Genomic DNA, 16843 nt, shown 5'->3' on the forward strand with positions numbered 1-16843 from the left:
TCCTAGCGGTAGTTCGGGGCTTCGGCGATTTGCTGCAGGTGGTGCGGGTGGGATTCCTTCAGGCCCGCGGCGGTGATCTGGACAAATCGCTTGGTCTTGAGCTCATCTAGGGTGGCCGATCCGGTATAGCCCATGGCCGCGCGCAGGCCGCCGATGATTTGGTGCACGATGGCATCGATCTCGCCGCGGAAGGGCACGCGACCCTCCACGCCTTCTGGCACCAGCTTGTCCTCGCTGCGCACGTCGGCCTGGAAGTAGCGGTCCTTGGAGTAGGAACGCTTTTCGCCGGAAAGCCCGCGGCCCTGCATGGCGCCCATGGAGCCCATGCCGCGGTAGCGCTTGTACTGCTTGCCCTGGTAGACCACGATGTCACCGGGCGCCTCGGTGGTGCCGGCGAACATGGAGCCCAGCATGACGGTATCGGCACCGGCGGCCAGCGCCTTGGCGATGTCACCGGAGTACTGCATGCCGCCATCGCCGATGACCGGCACGCCCGCGGGGGCGGCGACGGCTGCGGCTTCCATCAGCGCGGTGATCTGCGGCGCACCAACGCCGGCCACGACGCGTGTGGTGCAGATGGATCCCGGGCCGATGCCGACCTTGATGGCGTCCGCGCCGGCGTCGATCATCGCCTGGGCTGCCTCGCGGGTGGCAAGGTTGCCGCCGATGACATCGACCTTGTCGCCAAAGTCCTTCTTCACGCGGGAGACCATCTCGAGCACGCGGTTATTGTGGGCGTGGGCGGAGTCGACGACGAGGGCGTCAACGCCGGCATCGACAAGCGCGGCGGCGCGCTGATAGGACTCCTCGCCGGTACCAATGCCCGCGGCAACCAACAGACGACCGGAAGCATCCTTGGAGGCGTTGGGGTACTGCTCGGATTTGACGAAGTCCTTGACGGTGATAAGGCCAATGAGCTTGTTATTGGCATCAACAATAGGTAGCTTTTCTACCTTATTGGCCGACAGCAGCTCTAGGGCCTCGTCCTTGGACACGCCCTCGCGCGCGACGACGAGCGGCATCGCGGTCATGACATCGCTGACCTTGCGATCAAAGTCCGGCTCGAAACGCATATCGCGGTTGGTGCAAATGCCCAGCAGGGTGCCGTCCTTATCCACGACCGGCAGGCCGGAAATGCGGAAGCGGGCGCACAGGGCATCGACCTCGCCAATGGTCATCTCGGGGCGGGCGGTGACCGGGTCCGTAACCATGCCGGACTCAGAGCGCTTGACGATTTCTACCTGCTCAGCCTGCGCTTCCGCAGACAGGTTGCGGTGCAGCACGCCGATGCCGCCCTGGCGCGCCATGGCGATGGCCATGCGGGCCTCGGTTACGGTATCCATCGCTGCGGATGCCAGCGGCACGCCCAGGCGAATATTTCGGGTAAATTGCGCGCCGGTATCGACCTCAGAGGGCACGATATTGGACTCGGCGGGCAAAAGAAGCACGTCGTCGAAGGTCAAGCCGCGCAGGGCTACCTTGTTCGGGTCATCTCCACCAGTGTGAATAGGGTAATCGCTCATCGAGGTATCTCCTTAAACAGGTTCAGCGGCTACCCCAACTGTAGTGTGTGCCCGGCCAATGACACCATTCAGGCTAGGGGTTAATTGCCTTAAGCGGGCAAGTTCAATAGGCTCGCAGGCGTGAACTTCTTCGCCAATATGCCCCGCGATCCTTTTGCAGACGATCCGAATGACCCCGCCTCCTTCCTGGAGGAGGACGAGCAGGTCATGCCGCTTTCCGATGAAGACCGCCTCGCCCTCATCCACGATCTCGCCCTGGTAGAGAAATTCGCAAGTGTGCTCGGCCCGCGCGGGATCGATGGCATCTTCTTCCTGTGTGAGGACTGCCAGGAAAACCACTTCTACGAGTGGGATATTATGGCCGCCAATATGCGCGCAACGCTGGCGGGCGAGCTCGCCCCAGTGCACGAGCCTGGAGCAGAACCCGACCCGCGCCGCTACGTGCCGTGGGACTACGCGCTAGGCTACTTGGACGGCCTCGAGGGCCGCTAGGGTTGTAGCACTGCCCTCGCTACTCGGCGCCCGCCCCCAACTGAATAGTTGTGGTGGGTGCTTCTTCGGGCTCGCGCGTCTCCGGCTGCGGATTCGCTGGCGCCTGCTCCGTTACCACCACGGTTGAGGTCTCGTACTGCGTTTCCGTTACGGTCTTCGGCGCTGGCTCAGGATTCTCCTGCGACTTTTGGCCCGGCGCGGTCTCGGTGGCGGTTTCCGTCACGGTTTTCGTCTTCGGGCGGGCAGGACGCTTCTTTTCGGCTTCTTCCTTGGCGGCGATGGCATTTTCTTCTTTGCCTTCAGCCTCTTCGAGCTTGGTGCGGGCTTCCTTCATAAGCTCGCGCGCACCTTCGATATCTCCCTCTGCCGCGCGGGATTCCATCTCATCTAAGGTGCCGGCCAACTCCACGTTGCGGGTCTCATCCGGCCTATCAAATACGCCAGAATTAACCATGACCCCGCCCGCACCGGCGAGGATGACTGTGGCGGCGGCCGCGCCGATAAGTCCATGCATCACGGGGCGATTGCGCCGGCGAGACCGCGCCTTATCGAGGCTGATGACGGCCGGTTCTTCCTCTACCCCATCCACGCGCGGGGCTGGCGGCATCTGCTTATCGATGTCCCCCTTCAGCCCCAACAGCAGCCCAGCGAGCTCATCGCTGCCATTGGAGGGATCCTTGCCCTGCGACAGCTCGGTGAGGAATGCATCATCATCTACCAAGGGCTGGAGCTGCTCCGTCAGGTCATCGTTATTCTTTTTAGAATGCTTGGAGGCCATGATGGTTTCTGTCCTTCCTTCCTTTCTTAAGGTTTACGCGTGTCTCTAGAGCGGGGGTTGTGGCTTTAGCCCTCGGTGGCTAATTGTTGCCCAAGGGCCTTTCGCAATTGTGCGAGAGCTCGGTGCTGTGCGACGCGAACCGCGCCCGGGGTAGACCCCACGATATCGGCGGTTTCTTCTGCCGAAAGCCCAACGAACACGCGCAAAATAACGATGTTTTTTGCCTTGTCACTTAAGGTATCGAGCAAGGCGCGCATTCTGTTACTACCATCATTTTCTAGCGCCCATTCCTCGGGAGTCGCCTCGTTTGCGGTGCTTTCTGGAAGCTCCTCGGCGGGCGTGGAGCGATCGCGGCCCATGGCGCGGTGGGCATCGGTTACCTTATTAAAAGCGATGCCGTAGACATAGGCCATGAAGGGTCGGCCCTTATCTTCATAGGATTCGATAGATGTGGCGACGGCGAGGCAGATTTCTTGGGTCACGTCCTCCGCGGTGGGCTGGCGCCCGCCACCGATGCGCGCACGACAATAGCGCAGCACCTGCGGATGAATAATTTGCAGGATAGATTGCAGTGCGCGGCGGCTTCCACCAGCGGCCAGCGGAACGAGATCCGCTAGCTCTTTATCCTTATCGCTCACGAGTGCACCCTCTGCAGACTATTAAATCGATATTCAACCATATTTCCTCTGGGGCAGGGAGTGCAAAGGGACAACTGCCTTGCACACCTCCGCCTCGGCACTGCCCTTGCTTGGCGATGCCCCAGCAAAGAAAACCCCACCAAGAAACCCGTGCCCAGCGGTTGTACCCGCTTTGAAGGCGGGTTTATGGCCCCTGCACAATAGAAAGAGGAAAATTCATAATTCGTTAACCTTAGCCATTATTGCAGGTAAATGGGCGCTAACGAGTCCCATAAATAGATACAATACCTAGAAGTTAAATACTAGTAACCCTTTGTTTACCAAGACGCGACACACTACAAATCGTTGCGGTTCGCGGATGACTCTCCACCGGCCGCCAGCGTAAGAATTCTCGTCCTGTTATAAGGAGCTTAAGAAACGTGTCTCAGTCCAAGTCTCTTCTCGGACCTACTGCAGATGTATGGGATTGGCAGTTGCAAGGTGCGTGCCGCGGTGAAAACTCGGACGTGTTTTACCATCCAGACGGAGAGCGTGGCCGAGCCCGCGCCCAGCGCGAAAATCGCGCCAAGGCCATCTGCAATTCCTGCCCGGTTATCGAGCTCTGCCGCGAGCACGCCCTGCGTTCGGCCGAACCGTATGGCGTCTGGGGCGGCATGAGCGAGTCTGAGCGCGTGGTGGCGCTGCGCAAGCGTCGCCGCGAGACGGTCAACGCTTAACCCAAAAATTAAGTTAGCGCGCAGAGCCCACACACCGCGTTCGTGGCGGGCGGGAGTGCGGGGTTCCGAATTATCCCTGCGTAGCAAGCGCCTGCTGCAAATAACGCCCTGTGAGGGACTCCTTCGAGCCCGCTAAGTCCTGGGGCGTGCCGCTAAAGACGAGGCAACCTCCAGCTGAGGAGGACCCCTAAGCTTGGCGCCTTTTGTGAACTATCCTCTCTTCTGCTGCCGCTGGCGGCTAAAAAGGCCTACCGTGGCATCGCACGGGTTATGTGGTTCCCGCGTGCTTTACGTATAAGCCAGAAGCCCGCCGCAGCCTCCCCAATAAGGCGGGGAAGGCGCGGCGGGCTATGGGGCTAGGTATAGCGCAGGAATTAGTGGTGGTGATGGCCGTGGCCGGCCTCAGCGTTATCTTCTTCCTGCGGCTTTTCCACGACGGATGCCTCGGTGGTAAGAACCATGCGGGCAACGGAGGTGGCATTGACCACTGCGGAGTGGGTGACCTTCACGGGATCGATGATGCCGTTATCAATGAGGTTGCCGTACTCCAGGGAGTTGGCGTTAAAGCCTTCACCGTTGGCCATCTCAGAAACGCGGGAGACGATGACAGAGCCATCGAGGCCTGCGTTTTCTGCGATCCAGAATGCCGGTCGGGTCAGAGCGCGGGCGACGGCGAGCACGCCGACCTTAGCCTCGCCCTCGAAGTCCTGGGCAAAGGACTCGAGTTCCTTAGAGATCTGCACCAGCACGGAACCGCCGCCGGCGATGACGCCTTCTTCTACGGCCGCGCGGGCGGCGTTGATGGCGTCCTCGACGCGCAGCTTGCGCTCGTTGACCTCGGTCTCGGTTGCGGCACCAACGCGGATAACGGCGACGCCGCCGGAGAGCTTAGCCAAGCGCTCCTCGAGCTTTTCCTTATCCCAGGTGGAGTCGGTGCGGGCGATTTCGCCGCGGATCTGTTCACGGCGATCATCGAGGGCTGCGGCGCTGCCGCCGCCATCGACAAGCACGGTGTCTTCCTTGGTGATGGTCACGCGGCGCGCGGAACCCAGCACCTCGAGGCCGACTTCGTTCAGGTTGACGCCCACCTCAGGGTCCACCACGGTGGCGCCGGTAACTACGGCCAAGTCATCCATGAAGCCCTTGCGGCGCTCGCCAAAGTACGGTGCCTTCACGGCGGCAACCTTCAGGACCTTGCGGATGGAGTTGACCACGAGCGCCTGCAGCGGCTCGCCCTCAACGTCTTCCGCGATGATGAGGGTCGGGCGGTTGGTCTCCGCAATCTTTTCCAACAGCGGCAAGAAATCCGGCAGGGAAGAAATCTTGTTGCGGACGAGCAAAATGGCGGCATCGTCAAGCACGGCGTGGTTAGTCTCTTCCTCCGTAGCGAAGTACGGGGAAAGGTAGCCCTTGTCAAAGGAAATACCTTCGGTGACATCCACGGTGGAGTCCATGGTCTGGGACTCCTCGACGGTGACGACGCCGTCCTTTCCCACCTTTTCCATGGCGCCGGCAACCATCTCGCCGACCTCCGGATCGCGGGAGGACACGGTGGCTACCTGCGCGATTTCGGAGGCGGAGTTGACCGGAGTGGCGCGTGCTTTGAGCTCCTCGACGGCCTTTTCCGCCGCTGCGGAGATGCCGCGGTTGAGCTCAATTGGGTTAGCGCCGGCTGCAACGTTGCGCAAGCCCTCAAAGATAAGCGCCTGGGCCAGCAAGGTCGCGGTGGTGGTGCCGTCGCCGGCGATGTCGTTGGTCTTGACCGCAACGGACTTAACCAGCTGCGCGCCGAGGTTCTCGAAGGGCTCCTCGACGTCGATATCGCGGGCGATGGTCACGCCGTCATTGGTAACGGTCGGGCCACCGAAGGCCTTGGACAATACGACGTTGCGGCCGCGCGGGCCGAGGGTGACCTTGACGGCATCAGCCAGCGTATCGACGCCGCGCTGAATTCCCTCGCGGGCTTCTTGGTCGAATGCAATAAGCTTTGCCATAAGTAGTTCCTACTTCTCGATGATGGCGAGGATGTCGCGCTGGCTCAGCAGCAAGTACTCTTCGCCGTCGTACTTCAGCTCGGTGCCGCCGTAGCGGGAGAAGACAACGGTGTCGCCTTCCTTAACGTCCATGGGGATGCGGTCATCGTCGTCTTCCCAGCGGCCCGGGCCGACGGCAATAACGGTTGCTTCCTGCGGCTTTTCCTTTGCCGAATCCGGGATAACCAGGCCGGATGCGGTGGTGGATTCTGCTTCTACGATCTGTACGAGGACGCGGTCCTCAAGCGGCTTAATAGTTGCCATGATGTTTCCTCCGTATTGTTCGTTTGCGCACCTTAATGGCGCGCGCGTGCCGGTTGTGGATGTCCAGCACAGCCGTCGTCGCGGGTGAACAACTGTGGGTCAAACAACCTGATTAGCACTCTACCCTCGTGACTGCTAACCCTCAACAATGACGCGATCCCCGCTGCCGGACCGCGCTACGGCGCCAAGTGCGTCAGGGACACCACGTGTACTCCGCTCGGATGCCGAAAGCTCAGGTTTCCTCCCGTCACGATCATTAAGACGGGCGGGACCTCCCATTCAAAGCGCTCTGCGAAGGCCTGCAAATTGCTTGCCGCCTTCTCAATGATCTCTTGGCTTTGCCCCAATTTAATTTCTACGAAAACGGTCCTGCCTGCCAGCTCAAATACCGCATCTACTTCCAGCCCAGATGCGTCACGGGCGTGAAAAATACGCTTTCCACTTAACACCGCTAAGTCGTGGACTACTTGGGATTCAAAAAGCTGCCCGGCAAAGGCAAGGTTGCGCAGCAACTTGTCTGGGGACGCGTCCACGGCAGCAGCGGCCAACGCCGGATCCGCCAGATGCCTCTTCGGTGCCGTTCGCAGACTAGCCCGCGAGCGCAGATGAGACGACCACGCCAGCTGTTCTTCCACGATGAAGATGCGCTGCAACGCAGCAAGGTACTCGCTGACCGTAGCCCTTTGCGCGCCAATATCGGCAGCAATAGAAGAAATGGACTGTTCTGTGGCTACCCCACGGGCAAGCGAACGAATAAGTGTCGTTACTTTTACCGGATCCCTTCGCACACCATCGGCGGCATTAATATCCACGTGGGCCACAGTATCGATATAACTGCGCAGATTCTCCTGCGCCGCCTCAACGGAATAATTCCGGTTTGCGGGCCAGCCGCCATGCGCCATGCGCGTAATGACCCCTGCAACATCCACGACCGTTTCCCCATTCGACTGCGGGGATTCCTGAGCTACCAATTCGGCTAATGATACTGCGCCATTAGAATGCCCCGACTCATAAAAACTGAAGGTCTTCATCCGCAGCCTGGCTATGCGCCCCGCACCCGAGTGCCTGGATTGTTCCTCCATTGGCGCAGTCGACCCAGTAAGAATGAACTGCCCAGGCGCTTGCCGACGGTCAATCTCATGCCGCACCAAGTTCCACAACTGCGGTTTTTCTTGCCACTCATCAAAAACTCGCGGCGTATCCCCCTCCAACGCCAAATCCGGGACGGTGCTGAGCTGCATGTCGAGGTTTAAATCCGTATCCACCTGGACAAGACTGCCCGCAATTTGCCGAGCGGTCGCGGATTTCCCACAGCCCTTTGGGCCTTCTATCAACACTCCACCGGATCGCTGCAGGGCTCCATGAAGCCGCGAATCCTCTACTCGCGGGAGATAAAAATAGCCTTCTTGACCAGTCATTTTAAACCCATCCATCAGTTTGAGTGCGTTCTACCCATCAGAATATCAGAGTTTCACCCATCAGTTTGAGTGCGTTCTACCCATCAGAATATCGGCGATCCATCCATCAGTTTGTACGGATCTGGGCGGTTGAGCGCAGGAATCCCGCGAGAATGAGCTTGACCGCACACAGCGCAAGAAACATGGCGCCAAAAATTAGACCGAATGGCGCCCACCACACTCCGGCAAGCCCCTCCCACAGCGCGCTCATCCCGGAATAGAAATCGGGATGCAACAGGTGGTTGAGCAGCGCGACCACCGTCACGCTCAAGGTGATGACTATGGCCGCGGCAGTAATGGTCAGGCAGAAGGCCTCGCCCACCTGCACCCGCGCCCACGCCACCGGCGCGGCGCCGGCCAATCGCAGGCCGCGCACATCGCTGGCGATGCGCGAGCGCATGATGAGTGAGGTCAACACCGCACCAACGATGCTTGGGGCAACGACTGGGCCGAGGAATGCCGCGAAGACTCGCCCCGATGACAGGGTGTCGAGGCTGTCCGTACCTTTGAGCATCATCACCCCAGAGCCCACCGCCACGATCAGGCCGCCGAGCAGCACCCACGGCACGATATGAGGCACGGAAAAGCGGCGGCGCACCCGCACGTTGGCCCCGGCGATGCCGCACAAGCGCGTCCATTGGTCCACGGCGGGCATCAGCCACGGCGTCATGAGTGCAACCAGGATGACCAGCCCCATAGAGGCGGCGAGGCTATCGCCCGGATCCTCTATCTGCAGGCAGCCGTAGACGGCACCGCCTACCAAACCAACGGCAACAAGGCAGCGCAGCACTACCCACACCGGGCGCGGTTCCACCCGCGGGCGAAAGACCCGGCGCAGCGGTATGAGGGCACCGCAGACCGCCGATGCCACGCAGACGGATACGGCGATGCGGATGACCAGCGGGGTAATGGCCAACTCCGGCATGGGAATCCCGTCGCTGCGAAAGGCCGCGGCCATGGGGTCGACCAATAGGCGCGCCGGGAAGGTCCCGATGAGCGCCGCGATAGCGCTCACGGCACTCACCTGCCCCACGATGAAGCTATTGATCATCCACCCAGGCATGCCGATCATGCGCCACGAACGGTACACGGGTTCGCGCTCCTCAATGATCAGCCGCATCTGGGACAACGTGATCAACACAACGGCGCAGACCGCCATGCCCAGCACGGTGCCGCCGAGCGGCCCAGTGGGATCTTCGTCCGCGTCCGAGGTGGCCACCAGCATCGATACCGCCAGCGCGCACGCGGCCGAGGAAACCACCATGGTTAGCGCCACGGCAAGCCATGAGAGCCAATTGCTTTGTAAGTCCTTAAGCCACACCAGCATGGTTGGCCTCCTGGAGCTCAATGATGCGGTCGGCGGCCTCTGCGGCGAGGTGCGAGTGGGTCACCATGACCACCGCGGCCCCACCCCGTGCGGCGGTGCGGAGGTGGGTGAGGACGAGCTGGGCGGTGGCATCGTCAAGCGCGCCCGTGGGCTCATCAGCAAAGATATACGGCGCACCGGCCAGCAAGGCGCGCGCAACGGCGACGCGCTGCTGCTGACCGCCGGACAGCTGCGCGGGCAGGCGGCGCTCCAGCCCGTCAAGCCCCAAAGACTCGAAGGTCTTCTGCACCGCGTCCCGGGTGCAGCGCCGGCCGGAAAAGTGCGCGGTCAACGTGGCATTTTTGCGGGCGTTGAGCGATTCCAGCAGGTTATAGTCCTGGAATACGAAGGCGCGCTCTGTGCGGGCCGGCGCGTTGACCGTGCCGGAACTGGGCTTATCCAGCCCGGATAGCAGGTTCAACAGCGTGGTCTTGCCGCTGCCGGATGGCCCCATAATCGCGACAAATTCCCCCGGCTCGATGCTTAGGTCCACCTCGGCGAGTGCGGTATGGCTGCCGTAGCGCTTGCTCAGATTTTGTGCTTTTAACATGCCTTCCATTCCACCGGCCGTGCCCCGCACGCGCGATGGGGAAGGCTGCCCGAAAAATGGTGGGGCTAGCTCTACTGCCACCACCCCGGCGCGGCGGCTAGGCTGAACGGATATGCGAACTGTCAAGGCCAACGGGTGGAGCCTCGTCCTCGGAATACTTGCCCTTCCGGGACTGGTGATTTCGGTGCTCATGCTGCCGTGGATTCCGCTGGTAGCCCGCGCCGCGGAGTTTATCGGCCGTTTTGGTGCGAAGTGGATGGGCGTTGATATTCCCCCACGGCGGGCCAACCGTTGGTTTGATTGGCAGCAGTTTTATCACCTTTTACTGCAGCTTCTTATTTGCGTGGCCTGCTTTGCCAACTGGGTCTCTGTCGGTTTTGTCGCGGGCGTACTGGTTATCGCGCCGTTTATTCCGCAGGCCGAGTTCAACGTCGGCGAGTGGACCACCGATAATCGCCCATTGATTTTTGTCGTGTGCTGGCTCGCGGCCGCCGTGCTCTTCGTCCTACTGGTGGTGCTCAACCGCCTGCTGGTCAAGGCCTCCATTTCCCTCACCCGGCTCGCCCTGAGCCCCTCTGCCCAGGAGTTGGCGGCCTCGCGCGCCACGCTTATTGATGCCTTTTCGGGTGAGCGCCGCCGCATCGAGCGCGAGCTCCACGATGGCCCCCAGCAGTACCTCACCGCGCTCAAGCTCAACCTGGCCGCGGCAAAACTCCAGTCCCCGCCCGAGGCTCAGCAGGCGCTTGCCGATGCCGAACATAACGCCACCCAAGCCCTATCCGCCCTGCGCGCTACCGTGCGCGGCCTTGCGCCACAAGTGCTTTTCGATGACGGCCTCATCCCTGCCCTCGATGAGCTCTTGGCCCACAGCGGGCTCGACGCGGAACTGCACGTCGAAGGCGCGGAGCGATCGATTGGGGAAACCACGGCGCTGCTGGCCTACCACGCGGTAGCAGAGGCGCTGACCAACGCCTCCACCCACGGCGCGGCCACCGCCGCCACCGTGTCCATCTGTTTTGGCGACGATCTTCGCCTCAGGGTCCGCGATAACGGCACCGGTGGCCTCTCTACAGGAGGGGGCCCTAGCGCGTCTAGCACCGCGCATTCCCGTGTCGGTGCTGATACCAGCGCCGACGCGACTGCCGGCACGGACACCAGAAAGACCGCGGGAACGACTGGGGGCACTGGCCTGGCCGGGCTGCGCGAGCGGGCCGCGGCGCTCGGCGGCAGCGTCGACTTCTCCCCCGCGCACGCAGAAGGACAAGGAGCAACCTTAACCATGTCACTACCGCTGAAGGAGGCCCGATGAAACTCTTATTGGCAGAAGATTCTGCCCTCTTGCGCGCCGGGCTGGAGCAGCTGTTAACGACACTGGGCCATAGCGTGACCGCCGTCAACGATGCGGAGAAATTGCGCGCCTGCGCGGACAGCGATGACTTCGATCTGATCATTAGCGATGTCCGCATGCCGCCCACCATGAGCGATGATGGGCTGCGCGCCGTGCACGATGTGCGTGCGGCAGACCCGTCGCAACCGGTGGTGGTGCTCAGCCAATACGTGGCGGCAAGCTACTTGGACCGGCTTTTAGAGCACGGCGGATTCGGCTACCTGCTCAAGGAGCGCGTATCCGATGTGGACGAATTCGTACGCACCCTAGAAGAAGTGGCGGGCGGTGGCACCGTGGTCGATCCAGAAGTGGTCACCGCCCTGCTCTCCGCGCGGCGCACGGGGCTGAGCCAATTAACCGCCCGCGAACGCGAGGTTTTGGGGCTTATGGCGCAGGGCTTGAGCAATCAAGAGATCGAAGGCAAGCTGGTCTTAACCGCCGGGGCGGTAAGCAAGCACGTCTCCAATGTTTTTCTCAAGCTCGGGTTTCGGCCAGAAGACGCCAATCGCCGCGTCAAGGCCGTGCTAATGTGGCTGCGCCACACCGAGAGCTAAAGGAGGGGTGCTTACGCGCTCTTCGTGGAGTTAATGACCGCCGCGCGCCAGAGCGTGTACTCGTCAGGAAAATCCTCGCGGTAGTTTTTCACCGCGCGGATGCCGTGCTCGACGGAAGCGATGACCTCATCGATGGAGTCCTCCTCGCCCTCTGCATCCACGAAGATGACCGGGCCGCTAATAGCGCGGATGGGATCCTGCAAAAAGGCGGAGTTTCCAGTGTCCGCGGCATTGCGCGCTAGGGATGCTACCGGGTTGGGCTCGGCGCCTTCCTGCTTGGCTTCTGGGTTATAGAGCGCGGCGTAGGTCGTGCCGTCATCTTGAAAGACGACGGAGACGCGATCCTCGGTGGTGCCGCCCAAGAACTGGTTGGCGTGTTCTAATTCGAACTCGATTTTGCGGCGAGTGAGATCGGGGTTGACGAGGAAACCAACGGTCATGAGAGAAAGCTCCTTTAAAGCGGAGAAGGCGTGAACTCGTTAAAGGTTACCGCCGCTTCCCCCACCTCGCAGTGCGAGGAAGAAGAACTTTAGGTTAACTGCGGCTCTTCCACGTCCAGTTGCGTATCGGTGCCAATACCCAGGCTCGACGGTGCAGCCCTCTCATGAATGAGCTGGGCGCCAAGGGCGGCAATCATCACGCCGTTATCGGTGCACAGGTTAAACCGCGGCACGCGCAGCTCCACACCAGCGGCGTCGCAGCGCTCGGCGGCTAGCTCCCGCAGCCGGGAATTGGCCACCACGCCGCCACCGAGCAGGAGCACCTTCGCCCCGGTATCCTCGCAGGCGCGAATGGCCTTGGCGGTGAGCACATCGGCCACGGCCTCTTGGAACGAGGCGCATACATCCTCCACGGAGATGGTCTCGCCGGCCTTTTCGGCGCGCTCCACATAGCGCGCAACGGAGGTCTTCAATCCCGAGAAGGAAAAATCATGCCGGTGCTCGCCGCGCAGGTCCTCGGCGCGCGACATGCCGCGCGGGAAATCGATGGTGGGTTTTCCGCGGGCGGCCAGCTTATCGATGACCGGCCCACCCGGGTAACCCAGCCCTAGGAGGCGGGAGACTTTGTCGTAGGCCTCACCGGCGGCATCGTCAAGCGTGGAGCCCAACTCGCGCATGGGCTTTCCCACGGCCTCGACCTCGAGCAGCTGGGTATGCCCGCCGGAGACCAGCAGCGCGACCGAGTGCGGCAGGCTCTCGCCCTCGAGGTTGGCCACGGCCACGTGGCCGCCGAGGTGATTGACGCCATAAAAGGGCACGCCCCACGCGGCGGCATAAGCCTTGGCAGCGGAAGCGCCGACGAGCAGGGCGCCGGCCAGGCCCGGGCCCACGGTGGCGGCAATGGCATCGGGCTTATCGATGCCCGCCTCATCCAACGCCGCCCGCATCACCTGCGGCATGGCCTCCAGGTGCGCGCGGGAGGCGATTTCTGGCACGACGCCGCCAAAGCGCGCGTGCTGCTGCATCGACGAAGCAACGGCATTGGCGATAATCTCCATGTGGCCGTTCTGATCTAGCTCGACGATGCCCACCCCGGTCTCATCGCAGGAGGACTCGATGCCCATGACCTTCATTACTGCTCCTTTGCTTCGCGCTGGCTTGCTTGTGGCGACTGGCTGGCGCGCACCATGACGTGCGCATCCGCGCCGGAGGGCTGGTAATAATTGCGGCGGATTCCCTCGATACTAAAGCCATAGCGACGGTATAGCTCGATGGCGGGATCGTTTCCCACCCGCACCTCTAAAAAGATGGGCGCGCTTTTTAAGTCCGCGATATAGCAAATATTGTGCATCATCATGCGCGCGATGCCGCGGCGCTGGGCCTTAGGATCGACGCCGATGGTATGAATTTCAAACTCTGGATCTGCGGCTGGACCCATCATGCCGATGCCGGCATAGCCCAAGAGGACCGGCTCCTCGTCGCCTTCTGAGGCTGCGGGATCGAGGGTGCCTTCCACCCCGAGGTAAAAGTTGAAGGGCTGGGCCATTTCTTGCTCAAATACCGATTCCGTCCACGGGGTTTCACCGGGAAATAGCACCTTTTCCAGCTCGGCGCAGCGCGGGGCATCGGCGGGGGTGAGCTCGCGGAGGTTCACAGGCGCACCTCTGGAATGGCCGCAGAAAGCTGCTGCTTTTTGGGCGGGACCGCATCGGGGCGACGCAGGTACCTGGGCACGAACGGCGCCGGATCCGCGTCAAGCCGCGCGACGGCCACCAGGCCCTCGGCGGTGGGTGCGGCCTCGCTGCGTGGCAGCGCGGCGAGTTCTTCCGGCAGCTGGTCGGCCAGCTTCTCAGGGATTACCACCTGCGCGATATCCTGCACAGAAAGCTCCCCCGGCTTCGATACGTCTGGGCCAGCCAGGCGTTGCCCCGCGCGGTAGGTGGCCCAATAAATTTCCTTGCGGCGGGCATCGGTGGCGACCAGCGCCGCGTCCTTTTCCTCGGCCCCCGCTAACGCGGCGTGCGCGATGGCATCGTGGGTGCAGACGCCGTGGAGGGGGATGGAGAGGGCATCGGCAAGCGCCTGCGCCGTGGCCATGCCGACGCGCAAGCCGGTAAAGGGGCCAGGGCCCACGCCCGCCACGATGGCATCGAGGTTGCCGAGCTCCAGGCCGGCCTCGCTCATCACCTCGAGGATGGTGGGCATGAGCCGTTCATTATGCGCGCGCGTATCGGCCAGAACGCGCTGCGTCAGCTGCCCAGACTCGGTGTCGACTACCCCGGTGACCAGGGCGGTCGTCGCCGTATCGATGGCCAGGACGCGCATTAGCCGACCAGCTTCCACACGCCGTCTTCGCTCTGGAAGGCCAGCGGCTGGGAGCCCTGAACCAGCGGAACCCCGCCGTCTAGGCCGTGGCCCTGCTGCTCCATGGCCTTAACCTGCGCATTGATCGTTTCGCAGACCTCAACCTCGGAGGAATCCAGTTCCTCTACATAGGGATCGACGCTGTGGCCCAGCGCCATGACGTAGCTCTTGCCCTCAGGAACGACGCCGTCCTCAAAGGTGATGTCATCAGGGTTCGGGGCGGCTTCCTTGACCTTGTCTTCCGCCATGCCCGGGCAGATGAAGCCGATGGCGCTGTAGTCCGCGCCGTAGACATCAGAAGGAATGAGCGACATTACCTCAAGGTTCCGCGGGGCATGCTGCAAGGTGTTGGTGAGGTTGCCCTCCAGGGAATCCTCATCACGCAGGGTAGCCCCTGCAACGAGCACCATCATCACAATGATAAATAGCGCGATAATGGTCGTGGTTAGGTTGCGAGCAAATTTAGTCATGGGGTGAGTAACGCTCCTCGGGTCAAGGGGGTCCTATATGTACATATGGTGAAGTGATTGTCAGTTCTATTACCGAGGCTACTCGGCGGCCAACAAGCACTCACCCACTGGGTAGTGCCTGCCAGTGTAGGCGGCTTACCCAGTGGGTGAATAATTAGCGCGGGACATACGGGGCTAAAGCAATAACAATAGCAGCACCTGAGCGGCGATAATCTTGCCAATGATGGTGGTTGGATACACCGTTGCCCAGCCGCGCCCGGCAAGCTCCGTACCGGTTTGGCCCCGGATATAAGCAAACACGGCAGGGTTCGTGGTCATGCCGGCCGCACAGCCCATGGCCTCGTCCCACTTCAAGCGCAGCACCAGCATGCCGATGACCCCGATGAGGATGGCCGATACCAAGGTAATGATAAAGCCAACGCCGATGATGGTCAGCGAGGACGGATCCGTCAGCGCATCGCGGAACGATGCGCCTGCCGATGTCCCCACGCCCGCCAGGAAGAGCGTCAGCCCCAGGTTCGAAAGTGTTTCCCTGGTATGGAAGGGCATCTGCCAATTGATGGGGCCGGTGCGGTTCAGGTAGCCGAGGAATAGGCCGACCACGACGGGGCCGCCGCCAAAGCCCAGCTGCAGGGTCGATCCTCCCGGCATGGGGATGGGGATAAGGCCCAGCAACATACCCAAGGTCAAACCGATGGACATGGATAAGAGGTCAGCGTTGCCAAGCGCCGATTCGGAATCGCCCAAGTACTTGCGCACTTCGCGCACGTGGTGCGAGCTACAGACCACGCGCACGCGGTCGGAGTAATTCAACACCATATCCGGGTGCGGGACCGCATCGCTATCGCCCTTGCGCACACGCGCGATGATAAAACCGTGCTCGAGCGCATCGATATCGCGGATGCGCTTGCCAGCAACCTTGGGGTTGGACACGGTCACGCGCTTATACTGCAAGCCAGCCTCGGGGGTGAGCTCGACGGGATATTCCTCACCGAGCACCTCAATAGCGCCGGCGACGTCCTTCTCGGAGCCATTAATAAGGAATGCTTCGCCCTTGCGCAAGGGCATATCCGGGTGCGCCAGGCGGTGGTGCTCCATATCGGAGATCTCGCGGGTGGCCACCACGGTGTACCCGGTGACGCGGTACAGGTGCCCTGCCGTATCCGGGAAGTCTTTGGTCAACCGCACGCCTTTAGCCACCAGCGGGGCGGGAATCATCCCCTCTTCTTTGGCATCCGCCTCGTGGTCTACCTTCAGGATCTTCGCGCCGATGGCGGCGACTAGGATCGCACCGATGACCGCGCCCGGGTAAGCCAGCGAATAGCCGACGACCGGGGTGGAGTTGCCCAGCATATCCACCACCGCCGCCATACCTGGGGTGGACGAAAGCGAACCGGCAAACATACCGGCGGCTACATCGGTATCGAGGCCAAAGACGCGGATGAGTCCAAAGCCCAGGCCCACGAGCAGGACCAACATACCGAGCATAAAGACGGTCAGTTTCCAGCCACGGGTAGCAAATTCGCGGACGAACGACGGCCCGAAGTTCAGGCCAATGGCATAGACAAAGATGGCCAAGCCGAATTGATACACCAGCGGTGGAATCTGGATATCCGGGTTGGCGGTAGAAAGCCCGAGGGCCACGAACATCGCTGCCGCAGCGCCAAGAGAGATGCCAAAAAATTTGATTTTACCGATGGCCAAACCAATGGCCATGATGGCAAAAAGGGCGAGCAGAGGACTAGAGGCTAGGAGATCTAACACCCTTTAAGGATCCCGCACCTTAAATACCTAAAGCAACTTGACGTCCT

At 61.6% G+C, this 16843-nt stretch carries 18 protein-coding genes; 4 read left to right on the top strand and 14 right to left on the bottom strand.

Translation table 11 applies throughout. The features are described 5' to 3' along the window. Positions 1-2: 2 nt before the first annotated feature. Positions 3-1523, bottom strand: coding sequence for an IMP dehydrogenase (guaB, locus tag MHX65_RS04660; RefSeq protein WP_023016786.1), 1521 nt, complete (start codon positions 1521-1523; stop codon positions 3-5). Positions 1524-1643: 120 nt separating this feature from the next. Between guaB and MHX65_RS04665 the strand changes: the two genes are divergently transcribed. Next, complete coding sequence (locus MHX65_RS04665; protein WP_239269033.1) at positions 1644-2015, top strand: DUF5319 domain-containing protein; 372 nt, start codon at positions 1644-1646, stop codon at positions 2013-2015. Positions 2016-2034: 19 nt separating this feature from the next. Here MHX65_RS04665 and MHX65_RS04670 read toward each other — a convergent pair whose 3' ends face one another. Further along, on the bottom strand, positions 2035-2793 hold the full coding sequence (locus MHX65_RS04670) for a hypothetical protein (protein ID WP_239269035.1): 759 nt from the start codon (positions 2791-2793) through the stop codon (positions 2035-2037). 65 nt (positions 2794-2858) lie between these two features. Continuing rightward, entirely contained in the window at positions 2859-3431 is a 573-nt protein-coding gene (locus tag MHX65_RS04675) for a sigma-70 family RNA polymerase sigma factor (RefSeq protein WP_239269037.1), read from the bottom strand. Between the two features lie 419 nt (positions 3432-3850). Between MHX65_RS04675 and MHX65_RS04680 the strand changes: the two genes are divergently transcribed. Further along, complete coding sequence (locus MHX65_RS04680; RefSeq protein WP_239269039.1) at positions 3851-4147, top strand: WhiB family transcriptional regulator; 297 nt, start codon at positions 3851-3853, stop codon at positions 4145-4147. A gap of 374 nt (positions 4148-4521) precedes the next feature. On the opposite strand, the gene groL is transcribed toward MHX65_RS04680, so the two are convergent. From groL to MHX65_RS04705, 5 genes are all read right to left on the bottom strand, one after another. Continuing rightward, positions 4522-6141, bottom strand: a complete 1620-nt coding sequence (gene groL / locus MHX65_RS04685) for a chaperonin GroEL (RefSeq protein WP_239269041.1) — start codon at positions 6139-6141, stop codon at positions 4522-4524. Between the two features lie 9 nt (positions 6142-6150). After that, a complete protein-coding gene (gene groES, locus MHX65_RS04690) occupies positions 6151-6444 on the bottom strand; it encodes a co-chaperone GroES (protein WP_005277188.1) in 294 nt (97 codons plus the stop codon). Between the two features lie 176 nt (positions 6445-6620). Then, a complete protein-coding gene (locus MHX65_RS04695) occupies positions 6621-7877 on the bottom strand; it encodes an ATP-binding protein (protein WP_239269043.1) in 1257 nt (418 codons plus the stop codon). A gap of 91 nt (positions 7878-7968) precedes the next feature. After that, positions 7969-9228, bottom strand: coding sequence for an FtsX-like permease family protein (locus MHX65_RS04700; RefSeq protein WP_239269045.1), 1260 nt, complete (start codon positions 9226-9228; stop codon positions 7969-7971). Next, the gene (locus tag MHX65_RS04705; protein ID WP_239269047.1) at positions 9212-9817 is read right to left on the bottom strand and encodes an ABC transporter ATP-binding protein; all 606 of its coding nucleotides are present in this window, start codon (positions 9815-9817) and stop codon (positions 9212-9214) included. The genes MHX65_RS04700 and MHX65_RS04705 overlap by 17 nt, the downstream gene beginning before the upstream one ends. A 112-nt stretch (positions 9818-9929) precedes the next feature. On the opposite strand from MHX65_RS04705, the gene MHX65_RS04710 reads away from it, so the two are divergent. Continuing rightward, positions 9930-11126, top strand: a complete 1197-nt coding sequence (locus MHX65_RS04710; protein WP_239269049.1) for a sensor histidine kinase — start codon at positions 9930-9932, stop codon at positions 11124-11126. Continuing rightward, positions 11123-11758, top strand: coding sequence for a response regulator (locus tag MHX65_RS04715; RefSeq protein ID WP_239269051.1), 636 nt, complete (start codon positions 11123-11125; stop codon positions 11756-11758). The genes MHX65_RS04710 and MHX65_RS04715 overlap by 4 nt, the downstream gene beginning before the upstream one ends. An 11-nt stretch (positions 11759-11769) precedes the next feature. Here the strand turns inward: MHX65_RS04715 and MHX65_RS04720 are convergent, their stop codons facing one another. The 6 genes from MHX65_RS04720 to MHX65_RS04745 all read right to left on the bottom strand — a co-directional run bounded on the left by MHX65_RS04720 (position 11770) and on the right by MHX65_RS04745 (position 16796). Next, a complete protein-coding gene (locus tag MHX65_RS04720) occupies positions 11770-12198 on the bottom strand; it encodes a hypothetical protein (protein ID WP_005277173.1) in 429 nt (142 codons plus the stop codon). A gap of 89 nt (positions 12199-12287) precedes the next feature. Further along, entirely contained in the window at positions 12288-13331 is a 1044-nt protein-coding gene (tsaD, locus tag MHX65_RS04725) for a tRNA (adenosine(37)-N6)-threonylcarbamoyltransferase complex transferase subunit TsaD (protein ID WP_239269053.1), read from the bottom strand. After that, on the bottom strand, positions 13331-13852 hold the full coding sequence (gene rimI, locus MHX65_RS04730; protein ID WP_239269055.1) for a ribosomal protein S18-alanine N-acetyltransferase: 522 nt from the start codon (positions 13850-13852) through the stop codon (positions 13331-13333). The genes tsaD and rimI overlap by 1 nt, the downstream gene beginning before the upstream one ends. Next, the gene (tsaB, locus tag MHX65_RS04735; RefSeq protein ID WP_239269057.1) at positions 13849-14523 is read right to left on the bottom strand and encodes a tRNA (adenosine(37)-N6)-threonylcarbamoyltransferase complex dimerization subunit type 1 TsaB; all 675 of its coding nucleotides are present in this window, start codon (positions 14521-14523) and stop codon (positions 13849-13851) included. Before tsaB ends, rimI begins: the two co-directional genes overlap by 4 nt. Continuing rightward, positions 14523-15032: a hypothetical protein gene (locus MHX65_RS04740; protein WP_239269059.1), complete on the bottom strand. Its 510-nt coding sequence runs from the start codon at positions 15030-15032 to the stop codon at positions 14523-14525. The genes tsaB and MHX65_RS04740 overlap by 1 nt, the downstream gene beginning before the upstream one ends. A gap of 174 nt (positions 15033-15206) precedes the next feature. Continuing rightward, positions 15207-16796, bottom strand: coding sequence for an aspartate:alanine exchanger family transporter (locus tag MHX65_RS04745; RefSeq protein WP_239269061.1), 1590 nt, complete (start codon positions 16794-16796; stop codon positions 15207-15209). Between the last annotated feature and the right edge of the window lie 47 nt (positions 16797-16843).

Origin of the sequence: Corynebacterium sp. ACRPS (assembly GCF_022346005.1) — a bacterium.
Lineage (GTDB): Bacteria > Actinomycetota > Actinomycetes > Mycobacteriales > Mycobacteriaceae > Corynebacterium.